The organism is Rhizobium sp. BR 250 (assembly GCF_047445855.1).
GTDB classification, from domain to species: Bacteria; Pseudomonadota; Alphaproteobacteria; order Rhizobiales; family Rhizobiaceae; genus Agrobacterium; species Agrobacterium tumefaciens_I.
The window spans coordinates 124785-137918 of sequence record NZ_JARWKW010000006.1; the positions used below are offsets into that span (position 1 = coordinate 124785).

The following is a 13134-nucleotide window of genomic DNA, read 5'->3' on the forward strand; positions in this document are numbered from 1 at the left end:
ACGGCGGGGGAAGCGAATATGGTAGTGGAATTTCGTCTGTAATCCCTGAGGCGCGGCTAACCCCGCGCCTTTTCTTTTTCTACCAACGCTCGGCATCATTCCAAAAAAAATGCCCGGCAGGGAGGCCGGGCAAGCAAGGAGGATGTTATTATCCGCAACGCCCCGGAGGAGGACGATCACGTTTTGGGAGCCGTCATGCGCCTTCATATTCCAGCGAGGCGCCGATCAGTTCGCGCGCATAGGCATGCGTCGCGCCATTGCCGGCGATGGCCTCGCGCGGCAGGATTTCGGTGATTTCACCGCGCAGCATCACCGCGAAGCGGTCGCACATGTGATCGACTACGGCGAGATCATGGGTCACCATGATATAGGTGAAGCCGCGCTCTTCACGCAGCCGCTGCAACAGGTTGAGAATTTCCGCCTGCACCGAAACGTCGAGCGCCGAGGTCGGCTCATCGAGCAGAAGCAGCGACGGTTCGAGGATCAGCGCCCTCGCAATCGCCACGCGCTGCCGCTGGCCGCCGGAAAGCTGATGCGGAAAGCGGTCCAGAAACGACACGGGCAGGCCGACATCGGTGATGACCTTGCGCATACGCTCTTCACGGTCGCCGAGCCTGTGGATCGCAAGCGATTCCGAGAGCACGGTCCGCACCGACTGGCGCGGATGCAACGAGCCATAGGGGTCCTGAAACACCATCTGCAGCGTGCGGCACCGCTCGATCAGCGGCATGTCGCGCACCGACCTGCCGTCGATGAGGATGTCGCCGGTCCAGAAATCATTCAGCATGGACACGCAACGAAGCACGGTGGATTTGCCCGAACCACTTTCACCGACAAGGCCGAAACATTCGCCAGGCTCGACGCGGAAGGATACCGAAGGCAGCACTTTCAGTGCCGTGTGGCCGCTGCCGAAGGTGATGGAGAGATCGCGGGTTTCGACGGAAACGGCCATTATACGTTCTCCTCAAGCCATTCGGGACGGCGATCCAGCACCGCAAGCGGCGCGCGTGTGCCGCCGATACGCGGCTGCGCCGCCAGAAGGCCGCGCGTATAGGGATGCTGGGCCTGATCGAGATCACGCGCCGCCAGTGTTTCCACCACCCGGCCGGAATACATGATGAGCACCCGATCGCAGAAATTCCGCACCAGATTAAGGTCGTGGCTGATCATGATGAGACCGATGCCGCGATCACGCACCAGACCGTCGAGAATATTCAAGACCTGCAACCGCACCGTCACATCCAGCGCCGAGGTCGGTTCATCGGCAATGACAAGATCGGGATCGGCAAGCAGCATCATCGCGATCATGACACGCTGGCCCATGCCGCCGGAGATTTCATGCGGATATTGCTCATAGACACGCTCAGCATCGCGGATTCTCACCGCATCGAGCATGGCCAGCGCCTTTTGCCGGGCTTCGGTCTTCGAAACCTTGAAGTGGCGCAGATAGGTTTCCGCCACCTGATCGCCGACACGGCGGATGGGATTGAGGGAGAATTTCGGATCCTGAAGGATCATCGACATGCGCCGGCCGCGAACCTTCAGCATCTCCTTCTCATCGAGGGAGAGAAGATCGAGGCCATCGAAATCCAGCCTGTCCGCAGTGATCGTCGCCGATGGCAGGAGGCGCAGCAGCGCGCGACCGACGGTGGATTTTCCCGAGCCGCTTTCGCCGACGATGCCGAGCCGTTCCCGCCCAAGGGTGAAGGAGATGCCGCGCACGGCCTCGGTGGACGAGCCGCCGTAACGGATGCGAAGATTTTCGACGTCAAGGATTGGTTTTTCCATGGTCCTATCTCCGGTTCATCTGCTTCGGATCGAGCGCATCCCGCAACCCATCGCCTAAAAGGTTGAAGGCAAGGCTGACGGAGAGGATCGCGACGCCGGGAAAGGTGACGAGCCACCAGCTGTCCAGCATGTAACGCCGTCCGGTGGCGATCATCGCTCCCCATTCCGGAAGCGGCGGCTGCGCGCCGAGACCGAGGAAACCGAGGCCGGCGGCGGTGAGGATGACGGTCGCCATGTTCAGCGTCAGGCGAATGAGAACCGATGGCAAGCACATGGGCATGATCGATTTGACGATGATGCGCAGCGGCGACGCCCCCTGAAGCCGTGCGGCGGCAATGTAATCCGCCTTGCGGAAGGTCATGGCTTCGGCGCGGGCAAGACGCGCGATCGGCGGCCAGGAGGTGAGCGCAATGGCGATGATCGCATTGTTGAGGCTCGGCCCGAGTGCTGCGACGAAGGCGAGCGACAGGATGAGGCTGGGGAAAGACAGGAAGATATCCGTGATGCGCATCATCACCGTATCGAACTTGCCGCCGAGATAACCGGAAGCCGTGCCGACCAGAAGACCGACGGGGCCGACGATGATCGATACCAGCGAGATGATGGTGAGCGTGATGCGTGCGCCCCAGAGAAGGCGGCTGTAGATATCGCGTCCCAGCTCGTCAGTGCCGAAGACGTGGCCATTGCCCGGCGCCTTCAGCGTATTGGCGAGGTCCTGCGCATAGGGGTCGTGCGTCGCAAGCCAGGGCGCGAAAATCGCGGCGATGACGAGGAGCAGCAGGACAGCCATGCCGAAAGCCGATGTCGGGCTTTTCAGCAGGAAGACGATGATATTCTTCAGCGCGTTCAGGGGCACCGGAAGGCGGAAGGAGGTTTCTGCACGAGCCGTCATCAGCGTGTCCTCGGATCGAAAAAGCGGTAGAGAATGTCGGACAGGAGATTGAGCCCGATGAAGATGACACCAACGATGAGCACGCAGGTCATCACGGCATTCATATCCCCAATGATAAGATTGCTGGTGAGATATTGCCCGAAACCCGGCCAGGCGAAGACGGTCTCAATGAGCACCGCCCCTTCCAGCAGCGAACCATAGGCAAGGGCGATGATGGTGACGAGCTGCACGCGGATATTGCCGAAAGCATGCAGCCACACCGTCTGCCGTTGCGACAGGCCTTTGACGCGAGCTGTCGTTACATATTCCTGGCCCAACTGATCCAGCATGAAGCTGCGCGTCATGCGGGTTACATAGGCCGAGGAGGAATAACCGAGCAGAGCGGCGGGAAGGATGAGGTGGTTGATGGCCGACCAGAACACTTCCATATCGCCGGCAAGCAGGCTGTCGATCAGCAGAAAACCAGTCCGCTCCTCCACCAGACCGATATAGAACTGGTCCATGCGGCCACCCCCGCCGACAAGGCCGAGATGGGCGTAAAAAACGATCAGCGCGATCATGCCGGTCCAGAAGATCGGCATGGAATGGCCGAACAGGCTGAGCACGCGCACCAGATGGTCCTGCCAGCGGTCTTTGTTCACGGCGGCATAAACGCCCATGGGAATGCCGAGGCCGGCGCCGATCAGGATGGCGAAGGTCGCAAGTTCCATCGTGGCCGGCATAACCCGGATGATATCCTCGATAACGGGACGGCCGGTGCGGATCGAGGTTCCGAAATCGCCGGTGAAGACATCACCGAGATAATAGATGAACTGCTGCCACAGCGGCCGATCGAAACCGAGCGCATGATAGACCTGTTCATAGGTTTCGCGGGTTGCGTCCTCGCCGACGATGGCCCGCACCGGATCGGCGGGCATCAGGCGGCCGATAAAAAAGGTCAGCAGCAACAATCCAAGCAGCGTAACCGCAATGCTTCCGATCTGGCCGGAGAGGCCATACAGCGAAAGGCGTCTTCTTGACATGATTCCTCCCTTGCCAGAGATCGACTGTGCAAGTGACGAAGGCACAATCCTGTCTGACAACTATTCGCAAGTTGTCACAAGTGTCGGAGGCTGTCAAGCATGTGCCGCCAAAATCGATAGTGCCAGGGGCAGCGAAATACATGCACCCGCGTTGTTTCGGATCGCGGTTGCGGCACCCTTGTTCCACAGAAAAATCACCCGCATTGCCGCAAATCGAAAAGCCTGTATTCTCCCGCTTCACAAGAGGCGGACATGGAAGCTTGCGGCGATATCGCCGATAATGTCAGCCACCTCGGGGGGAGGAAAATATGATCGACGTGACACTTCTGGCCTTTGCCGTGGTCGCCTTTATCGGCATTGCGACACCCGGCCCCACCGTTTTGCTCGCGCTTGCCAATGGCTCGAAATTCGGCGTGCGTCGCGCCATGATCGGTATGGCTGGCGCCGTCCTCTCAGATTTCGTCCTGATCGGCGCGGTTGCGCTGGGATTGGGGGCTCTCCTCGCCGCCTCGGAATTCTGGTTCGGCGTCGTCAAATGGGTGGGTGTTTGTTACCTGGTTTTCCTCGGCATCATGCTTTTGCGCTCAAGAGGAACGCTTGACGGCGCTCTTGGCTCGGCAGAAGTGAACGGGGCCGCATCGGCGCGCTCGATCTTTCTGAAAAGCTTCCTCGTCGCCGTGACCAACCCCAAGGGATATCTGTTCTTTTCAGCCTTCCTGCCGCAATTCATCGATCCCGCCGCGCCGCAAATCCAGCAATATGCCGTGCTTGCGCTGGTCTTTGCCGGCATCGATTTCATGGTGATGTTCGGATACGCGCTGCTGGGTGCGCAGGCAGTCAGGATTTTGCGCAAGTCCGGCGCCCTGTGGCTCGACCGCATCTGCGGCGGCGCGTTGCTGACGCTCGCCGCTTCCCTTGCCCTTTACCGACGGGCCAGCGCATAAGCCATTGCCGTTTCTGCTATTTCCGCCTCACTCGGCCGTGGTGCGGGAACGCAGGAGCACCTTGTAGCGTTCAAGACTGCCGCGCAGATGCGCCGCCATATGTTGACGCGCAGCATCCGCGTCCCCCTCGATGATGGCATCGACGATCCTCGCATGCTCCTCCTGGAGATGCAGATTGTAGTCCTTGGGACGCGATCCGGGTGCAGCACCCTGCAATTCGCCACGGGGAATGATGCCGGAGCGGATAAGCTGGAGAAATTCGGGAAACCGCCGGTTCTGGGTCGCCTGCGCAATGGCCAGGTGGAATTCGAAATCCGCGTCCCGCGTCGGCAAACCTGCGGAAAGACAGTCCCCCACGCGCCGATGCGCATCGACAATCGCTTCCACCTGCACGGCGGAACGGCGCGAGGCCGCAAGGCCGGAGGATTCGACCTCAAACACCGTGCGCAATTCCAGGAGCTCGATGACAGAGGAAATCCGCCCCACCGCCAGATCGTTGAAAGGCACTTCCTTGGCCGGTTTCGCCTCCACGGCAAAAACCCCTGCCCCCTTGCGGGCTTCCACCAGGCCATCGGCGCGAAGAATGGCGATGGCCTCACGCACAACCGTGCGGCTGACGGAGTATTCCCGCGTCAATTCGCTTTCGCTCGGAAGCCGGTCACCGGGGCGGAACACGCCTTCCGCCAGATCCCGCCGCAAGGCCGAACTGATTTTCGCCGCAAGCGATACTTGCTTGGTGCTGCTCTCAACGTCCATTCCGGCCCACCTGTTTTAAACCTGTCTGGCATGTTAGCAAACACCCGCCACATTGCAAGGGCCAGCGTCGGCGCTGCCGGAGCTGCGGGTGAGGCTCAGGCGGCCGCCATGGCCGAGCTGCTGGAAAAGCGGCTTCTATATTCACCCGGCGAAAGCCCGAGAATGCGGTGAAACACGCGGCGGAAGGCGGCCGCATCCTCATAACCCACCGACCAGGCGATCTGGTCGACCGAACGGCGGGTGAATTCCAGAAGTTCCCTCGCCTTGCCGACCCGCAGATGCTGGACATATTCGATGGGCTTCATGCCGGTCGCCGCCTTGAAGCGGCGCAGGAAGGTTCGCTCCTCCAGCCCGGCATGGCCGGCCATGTCGGTCACACTCGTCGCGCGCCCGGCACGTGCCTGCAACCAGTGCTGCACTTTCAGGATCGGCTCGTCGCCATGCGTCAGCCTCGGTGCGAAACTGCTATAGTGACGCTGCTCCCGCCCGGAAGGGTCGATCAGCAGGAATTTGCCAGTCTCGATCATCACCGAAGGGCCGAGCAGCCGGTCGACGATGCGCAGGCCAAGATCCGTCCATGCCATCAGCCCGCCGGCGGTGATGATGTCGCCGTCTTCGATGACGATCTTGTCTATTTCCAGCCGCACATCGGGAAAACGCTCGCGAAACCGTTCGGCAAATAGCCAGTGGGTCGTGGCTGGGCGGGTGGCCAGAAGCCCGGTCGCGGCGATCATGAAGGAGCCGCCGCAACTGGCGGCCAGCGTCGCGCCCTGCGCATGCCGGTCCAGCAGCCAGCGGGCATAAGGCTCGGCCTCCTCGATTTCGGCGGGTCCGGTCAAACGGCCGGGCACAACGAAGATATCGGGCTGCCCCGGACCTGGATCGGTATCATGACAGCGGGAGAATTCACCGCCCTCGCCCATGCTCCAGTGACTGACCCGCAATTTCGGCCCGCCCCGATCCTGCGAAAATACCGATGCGATGGCGAAAAGATCGGTAATGCCATGCACCATGGCCACCTGACAGTCCCGGTAGAGAACCAGACCGACTTCCAGCGCACTTCCCGTTACACCCGCCATGCCCATTCCCCTGTTTTGTCAGTTTTGGCTCGTTTTCTGTCAGAAGCGCCAATCCAGCCCCGGCTGCCTCCAGAGTATCTCTATTCCCACGGGACGCAAGCAAGCTCCCTGCAACAGGAGAGAGAGCCATGACAACGATCACCACCAGAGACGGAACACATATCTTCTACAAGGACTGGGGCCCGAAGGACGGCCAGCCCATCATCTTTTCCCATGGCTGGCCGCTCAGCGCCGATACCTGGGATGCGCAGATGGTGTTCTTCGCCAATCACGGTTTCCGCACCATCGCCCATGATCGCCGCAGCCATGGCCGCTCCGATCAGGTCTGGCACAACAATACCATGGATCAATATGCCGACGACCTGGCAGAGCTGATCGAACAGCTCGATCTTCACGACATTATTCTGGTCGGCCATTCCACCGGCGGTGGCGAAGTCACCCGTTATGTTGGCCGCCACGGCACGGCCCGCGTTGCCAAGATCGCCCTCATCGGCGCGGTGCCACCGCTGATGCTGAAGACGGAAAGCAATACAATCGGCCTGCCGATCGATGTCTTCGATGGCATCCGCAAGGGCACCTACGACAATCGCAGCCAGTTCTTCAAGGATCTGACCATTCCCTTCTACGGCTACAACCGCGAAGGTGCGGTGATTTCGGAAGGCATTCGTGAGGAATTCTGGCGGGAGGGCATGATGGGCGGCCTCAAGGGCCAGCTCGACAGCATTCGCGCCTTCTCGGAAAGCGATTTTCACCAGGACCTGAAGGCCTTCGACAAGCCGACGCTGGTGCTGCATGGCGATGACGACCAGATCGTGCCGGTCGGCGCTTCAGCGCTCTCCACGGTCAAGATCGTCAAACACGCCGTCCTCAAAATCTACGAGGGCGCCGACCATGGCCTGACGCAGACCCATCAGGACCGGTTCAACGCTGACCTCCTCACCTTCATCAACGCCTGAAACCAAGAAATAGCGGAGACATGAACATGGCACAGAATACGTTTCTCATCACCGGCGCATCCGATGGTATCGGTGCCGTTTATGCCGAACGCCTCGCAAGACGCGGCCACGATCTCATCCTCGTGGCGCGGCGCGCCGAGAAGCTGAAGGCATTGGCAGCGCAGTTGGAAAAGGACCACGGCATCGCTGTCGAGGTTCTCAGTGCCGATCTTTCCAGGGCGGAGGACCTCGAAAAGGTCGAGGCCCGGCTGCGCGACGACCGGCACATCACCGGCCTTGTCAACAACGCCGGCATTGCCGGGGAAGGTGGGATCACGGCGCTGGACCCGGCCTATGTGACGACGATGATCAACCTCAACATTCTTGCCGTCACCCGGCTTGCGGCGGCCATAGCGCCCCGCCTTGCCGCCGAAGGCAAAGGTACGATCATCAACATCACCTCGGTCACGGCACTGATGCCGGCGGCGTTTACCGCCGTCTATCCGGCCACAAAGGCCTTCGTGCTCGCCTTCACCGAGGCGCTGCAGGCGCAACTTTCGCCTTCCGGCGTGCGGGTTCAGGCCGTCCTGCCCGGCATCACCCGCACGGCAATCTGGGAAGAGGAAAGGCTCGAGGCCATTCCGGCGGCTATGGTCATGGATGTTCACGAGATGGTGGACGCGGCCCTTGCCGGTCTCGATCTTGGCGAGACGCTGACCATTCCTTCCCTGCCGGATACGGCCGATCTCGAAAATTTCCTTGCAGCGCGCGCGGCGTTGAGGCCCAATCTGTCGCATGCACTTGCCGCCAGCCGGTATCGTGCAGGCAAAACCGAATAGAGGGACGTATCATGATCCTTGGACTGACCATTCCCCAATTCACGGCACTGCATGTGGCCTTAAGCTTCATCGGCATTGCCACCGGACTGATCGCCCTGCCCGCTTATGCGGTGGGGCGGTGGATGCCGCGCATGATGGCGGTTTTTCTCGTCACCACGCTCGCCACCACACTCACCGGCTTCCTGTTTCCCATCGGGAATTTCACCCCGGCACTTGGCGTCGGCATCATCTCGACCCTCGTTCTGGCGATCGCGCTGGTCGCGCTTTACGGATATGGCCTCAACGGCAGGGCGCGCATCATTTATACGATCACCGCCACGATAAGCCTTTATCTCAACATGTTCGTGCTGATCGTTCAGGCCTTCCTCAAGGTCGAAACCCTCAACAACCTTGCCCCGAACGGTAACGAACCGCCCTTCGTCGTCGCCCAGACGGTCCTGCTTATTGCGGCAATCTGTCTTGGCTGGAAGGCCACCCGCCGCAGGCTGGCCGTCTGAAGCACGCCGGAATTCGCGCCGGCTTCCGGGAAAACGCCTTGTGCCAGAATAGTTTCGGGCACAAGGCGTCTTTGCGTGCCAGGTAGAGGGCCATTTGGCACAAAGACGCTCTCCACCCCTTGCGGGAAAAATATACATTATATAATATTATATATTAATTTATAACAACAGGAGATGCTGATGAATGCCGTGAAGATCAACGAGCATCTGACAGTCGCGGGCCAGCCGGCGATTGCCGATTTCCCATCGCTCTCCGCTCAGGGCTTTAAAAGCATCATCAATGCCCGACCCGATGGCGAAGAGCCCGACCAACCGGGCAATGCGCAGGAAAAAAGCGCCGCCGGCGCTGCCGATATGGATTACGGCTTCATCCCGGTCAGTGGCCCCACCATCACCGAGGCCGATATCCGCGCCTTTCAGCAGAAGATGGCCGAGGCCAAAGGTCCCGTTTTCGCTCATTGCAAGGGCGGCACCCGGGCATTGACGCTTTATGTTCTCGGCGAAGCGCTCGACGGGCGCGTGCAGTCGGAGGATATCGAGGCTTTCGGCAAGACACATGGTTTTGACCTTTCCGGCGCCACGCGCTGGCTGGCACGGCGGGCCGCAGCCGTGCCACACGTCAAGGCATTCTTCGATCCACGCACCTGGAGCGTGCAATATGTCGTTTCCGACCCCGCGACCGGCGGCTGCGCCATCATCGATCCGGTTTATGATTTCGATGAAAAATCCGGCGCGACCGGAACGATGAATGCCGATGCCATTCTGGATTATGTGAAGAGCCGGGGGCTTTCGGTGGAATGGATACTCGATACCCATCCCCATGCCGACCATTTTTCCGCTGCCCATTATCTGAAGCAGAAGACCGGCGCAAAGACGGCCATCGGCGCCAGGGTCACGGGCGTGCAGAAGCTCTGGCAGGAAAAATACAATTGGCCTGATCTTGAGACCGACGGTTCGCAATGGGACCGGTTGTTCGAGGCCGGCGATCGGTTCAGCATCGGTTCGCTGGAGGCCCGCGTGCTGTTTTCACCCGGCCATACGCTGGCTTCCGTGACCTATGTGGTGGGTGATGCCGCCTTTGTGCACGATACGCTTTTCATGCCGGACTCCGGCACCGCTCGCGCCGATTTCCCGGGTGGCAGCGCCAGAGAGCTTTGGGCATCGCTTCAGGACATTCTCGCCCTTCCCGACGATACACGGCTTTTCACCGGCCATGATTATCAGCCCGGCGGCCGCGCCCCGAAATGGGAAAGCACGGTGGGCGAACAAAAGCGCAGCAATCCGCATCTGGCCGGCATGACGGAGGAGGGCTTCATCCGTCTCAGGGAAGCGCGGGATCGCACACTGCCCATGCCGAAGCTCATTCTCCACGCCCTGCAGGTCAATATTCGCGGCGGCCGCCTGCCGGAGCCGGAGGCGAACGGCAAGCGCTATCTGAAATTCCCGCTCGATGTGCTGGAGGGCAGCATATGGTGAGGGAGAACACGCTGGAAAAAGCACCGCATGTCAGCGAAATTCCCCTTCCCGCCATGGAAGAGCGCGCCGTCGAAGTTGCTATACTTTTAAAGACGCTGGCCCATCCCGCCCGGCTGATGCTCGCCTGCACGCTGGCGCAGGGGGAATTTTCCGTCGGCGAATTGGAAGCCAAGCTGGATATCCGCCAGCCGACGCTCTCCCAGCAACTCGGTGTGTTGCGGGAAGCCGGCGTCGTCGAAACGCGGCGCGAGGCCAAACAAATCTTCTACCGGCTGGCGGAAGACAAGGCGGCGCGGCTGATAGAGGCTCTTTATGCCATTTTCTGCGCGCCGGAGGAAAACCCATGACGCTCTACTGGCCTTCTCTTTTCGGCGGCATGCTGCTCGGTCTCGCCAGCATTCTGCTGTTCCTGTTCAACGGCCGCATCGCCGGCATCAGCGGCATTCTGGGCAAGGCGCTCGGCAGGGAGCGGCGCCTGGCCGATCTCGCTTTCGTGGTCGGCTTGCTGGCCGGACCTTACCTTTATGCCGTCGCCTTCGGCCGGCTTCCCGCCGTCACCATGGCAACGTCATGGCCGCTGGTCGTCATTGCCGGGCTATTGGTGGGTTTCGGCACACGCATGGGCTCCGGTTGCACATCCGGTCACGGCATCATGGGGCTGGCGCGATTTTCCCACCGCTCGATCGCCGCCACGGCGACCTTCCTGATCACCGGCATTTGTGCCGCAACGATAATGGGAGCCCTGTCATGAAACATCCGGTCATGGCGCGCCTTATCCTGGCGCTCGCCGCCGGGGCGCTGTTCGGCTTCGGCCTCTCGCTCTCCGGCATGGTCGATCCGGCCCGCGTTTCAGGTTTTCTCGATGTGGCGAGCGGCCATTGGGATCCGAGCCTGATCTTCGTTCTCGGCGGCGCGATCATGGTGGCCGTGCCGGGCGTCCTGCTCAGCCGTTTGCTAACCAGACCGATCCTCGCCGAAGATTTCAGCCTGCCCGCGAAAACCCGCATCGACCGGCCGCTCATCGTCGGTTCGGCGATTTTCGGCCTGGGCTGGGGGCTTGCCGGTTTCTGCCCCGGCCCGGCACTCTCGGCTTTCGCCCTAGGGCTTATGCCCGTCATCCTCTTCGTCTGCGCCATGATCGCCGGCATGCTCGTTCACGACCGGCTCTACGCAAAAGAGCCATAACGCCGACGCTTGCTCGATGGACAAAACGAACGGTCGCGCGGGCAAAACATCCGCGCGACCGCGTTTGATTACAGGTCGATCAGGCTCTTGCCCGTCATTTCCGGGGGCAACGGCACATTCATCAATTGCAGCAGGGTGGGCGCCACATCGGCGAGAATGCCGTCATGCACCTTTGCGCCTTCCGGGCCACCAAACAGGATGACCGGTACCGGGTTGGTCGTGTGGGCCGTGTGCGGGCCGCCGGTGACGGGGTCGACCATGGTTTCGCAATTGCCGTGGTCGGCAATCACCAGCATCGCGCCGCCCACTTTCTCCAGAGCGGCAACGACCGCAGCAAGCCCGCGATCCACGGCTTCGCAGGCCTTGATCGCCGCCTGCAGATCGCCAGTATGGCCGACCATGTCAGGATTGGCGTAATTGGTGACGATCAGGTCATAACCCTTGCCGATCACCTCGACGAATTTTTCCGTGACCTCGGCAGCGCTCATTTCCGGCTGCAGGTCATAGGTCGCGACCTTTGGCGATTTCGGCATGAAGCGGTCTTCACCCACTTCCGGCTCTTCCTTGCCACCATTCAGGAAGAAGGTGACATGCGGATATTTTTCCGTTTCGGCGAGGCGGAACTGCGTGAGCCCCTGCTTCGCCACCCAGGCGCCGAGCGTATTGACGATATCGCGCTTGGGGTAAGCCGTTGTCATGAAATCATTGTGGCGAGTGGAATATTCCACCATGCCCAGCAGCGCCGAAAGGACGGGCTTTTCACGCGCAAAACCGTCAAAATCATTCGCGCCGATGGCGAGCAGGATTTCACGCGCACGGTCGGCGCGGAAATTCAGGCAGAACAGCCCATCACCGGCCTTGAACCCTTCATAACCATCGATCACCGTCGGCAGGATGAATTCATCGGTGACGTTGTTTTTATAGCTCTGCGCAACGGCACTCACCGCATCCCGCGCGTGTTCGCCTTTCGCCAGAACCATGGCATCATAGGCTTTCTCGACACGCTCCCAGCGATTGTCGCGGTCCATCGCATAATAACGGCCGATCACCGTGCCGATGCTTGCCCCCTGCGGCAGGCTTGCCACCAGTGCCGCCACAAAATCTTCAGCCGATTGCGGCGCGACATCACGGCCATCGGTGATGGCATGCACGATAATTTTCAGCCCATGGCTGATCATCAGCCTCACCGCCGCCTGGCCGTGAAGAATATGGCCATGGACGCCGCCATCGGACACGACACACATCAGATGCGCCACGCCGCCCGCAGCCTTTACCTTGGCAGCGAAATCGAGCATCGCGGCATTGCGGAAAAAGCTGCCATCCTCGATTGCCAGATCGATCTGGCCGAGATCCATCGCGACGATGCGGCCGGCGCCGATATTGGTGTGGCCGACTTCGGAATTGCCCATCTGCCCGGTGGGCAGACCGACTTTCGGGCCGAATGTGGTCAGCCTCGCATTCGGGCAGGTGGCGAAAAGCCGGTCCATGGTGGGCGTGTTCGCCAGCACCGGCGCATTGCTGGATGTATCCTCACTCAGCCCCCAGCCATCGAGAATAGTCAGGACAACGGGTTTGGGAGTGCGCATGGGAGGACCTTCTTCATTCGGTTGCCGGCGGACAGCGGACCGCCGGGCACCGGAGCGCCCTCGTCCGCCACTATGATCATGATGAGAAAACATGCTTCTCGTTCTTCTCTTCTATACCCGAAGATGACGAACGCA

The 13134-nt window shown here is 60.7% G+C and carries 15 protein-coding genes; 8 read left to right on the forward strand and 7 right to left on the reverse strand.

Annotated features, from left to right (window positions below; all coding sequences use genetic code 11):
- Positions 1 to 193 precede the first annotated feature (193 nt).
- Genes QD336_RS11620 through QD336_RS11635 form a run of 4 tightly spaced genes read right to left on the reverse strand, consistent with a single transcriptional unit; the run spans position 194 to position 3702 of the window.
- Entirely contained in the window at positions 194 to 952 is a 759-nt protein-coding gene (locus QD336_RS11620) for an ABC transporter ATP-binding protein (protein WP_499170762.1), read from the reverse strand.
- Positions 952 to 1788 (reverse strand): ABC transporter ATP-binding protein, encoded by an 837-nt coding sequence (locus QD336_RS11625; RefSeq protein WP_499170763.1) that lies wholly within the window; start codon positions 1786 to 1788, stop codon positions 952 to 954. The genes QD336_RS11620 and QD336_RS11625 overlap by 1 nt, the downstream gene beginning before the upstream one ends.
- A 4-nt stretch (positions 1789 to 1792) precedes the next feature.
- Positions 1793 to 2680 carry an ABC transporter permease gene (locus QD336_RS11630; protein WP_499170764.1) on the reverse strand — a complete coding sequence of 296 codons (888 nt, stop codon included), beginning with the start codon at positions 2678 to 2680 and terminating at the stop codon, positions 1793 to 1795.
- The gene (locus QD336_RS11635) at positions 2680 to 3702 is read right to left on the reverse strand and encodes an ABC transporter permease (protein ID WP_499170765.1); all 1023 of its coding nucleotides are present in this window, start codon (positions 3700 to 3702) and stop codon (positions 2680 to 2682) included. Before QD336_RS11635 ends, QD336_RS11630 begins: the two co-directional genes overlap by 1 nt.
- 308 nt (positions 3703 to 4010) lie before the next feature.
- Between QD336_RS11635 and QD336_RS11640 the strand changes: the two genes are divergently transcribed.
- Positions 4011 to 4646: a LysE family translocator gene (locus QD336_RS11640; protein WP_269342657.1), complete on the forward strand. Its 636-nt coding sequence runs from the start codon at positions 4011 to 4013 to the stop codon at positions 4644 to 4646.
- A 27-nt stretch (positions 4647 to 4673) separates the two neighbouring features.
- On the opposite strand, the gene QD336_RS11645 is transcribed toward QD336_RS11640, so the two are convergent.
- Entirely contained in the window at positions 4674 to 5402 is a 729-nt protein-coding gene (locus QD336_RS11645; RefSeq protein ID WP_499170766.1) for a FadR/GntR family transcriptional regulator, read from the reverse strand.
- A 95-nt stretch (positions 5403 to 5497) separates the two neighbouring features.
- Complete coding sequence (locus tag QD336_RS11650) at positions 5498 to 6481, reverse strand: GlxA family transcriptional regulator (RefSeq protein ID WP_499170767.1); 984 nt, start codon at positions 6479 to 6481, stop codon at positions 5498 to 5500.
- Positions 6482 to 6609: 128 nt separating this feature from the next.
- Between QD336_RS11650 and QD336_RS11655 the strand changes: the two genes are divergently transcribed.
- From QD336_RS11655 to QD336_RS11685, 7 genes are all read left to right on the forward strand, one after another.
- Entirely contained in the window at positions 6610 to 7437 is an 828-nt protein-coding gene (locus QD336_RS11655) for an alpha/beta fold hydrolase (protein WP_269342651.1), read from the forward strand.
- A 26-nt stretch (positions 7438 to 7463) separates the two neighbouring features.
- Positions 7464 to 8255, forward strand: a complete 792-nt coding sequence (locus tag QD336_RS11660; protein ID WP_499170768.1) for an SDR family NAD(P)-dependent oxidoreductase — start codon at positions 7464 to 7466, stop codon at positions 8253 to 8255.
- Between the two features lie 11 nt (positions 8256 to 8266).
- Entirely contained in the window at positions 8267 to 8752 is a 486-nt protein-coding gene (locus tag QD336_RS11665; protein ID WP_499170770.1) for a hypothetical protein, read from the forward strand.
- Positions 8753 to 8932: 180 nt separating this feature from the next.
- Positions 8933 to 10228: a bifunctional sulfur transferase/dioxygenase Blh gene (gene blh / locus QD336_RS11670; protein WP_499170772.1), complete on the forward strand. Its 1296-nt coding sequence runs from the start codon at positions 8933 to 8935 to the stop codon at positions 10226 to 10228.
- Complete coding sequence (gene bigR / locus QD336_RS11675; RefSeq protein ID WP_269342642.1) at positions 10222 to 10575, forward strand: sulfite-sensing transcriptional repressor BigR; 354 nt, start codon at positions 10222 to 10224, stop codon at positions 10573 to 10575. Before blh ends, bigR begins: the two co-directional genes overlap by 7 nt.
- Positions 10572 to 10979, forward strand: coding sequence for a YeeE/YedE family protein (locus tag QD336_RS11680; protein WP_269342641.1), 408 nt, complete (start codon positions 10572 to 10574; stop codon positions 10977 to 10979). Before bigR ends, QD336_RS11680 begins: the two co-directional genes overlap by 4 nt.
- Positions 10976 to 11413: a YeeE/YedE family protein gene (locus QD336_RS11685; protein WP_269342640.1), complete on the forward strand. Its 438-nt coding sequence runs from the start codon at positions 10976 to 10978 to the stop codon at positions 11411 to 11413. Before QD336_RS11680 ends, QD336_RS11685 begins: the two co-directional genes overlap by 4 nt.
- Before the next feature lie 68 nt (positions 11414 to 11481).
- Here QD336_RS11685 and gpmI read toward each other — a convergent pair whose 3' ends face one another.
- Entirely contained in the window at positions 11482 to 12999 is a 1518-nt protein-coding gene (gpmI, locus tag QD336_RS11690; RefSeq protein ID WP_499170774.1) for a 2,3-bisphosphoglycerate-independent phosphoglycerate mutase, read from the reverse strand.
- Positions 13000 to 13134: the final 135 nt, after the last annotated feature.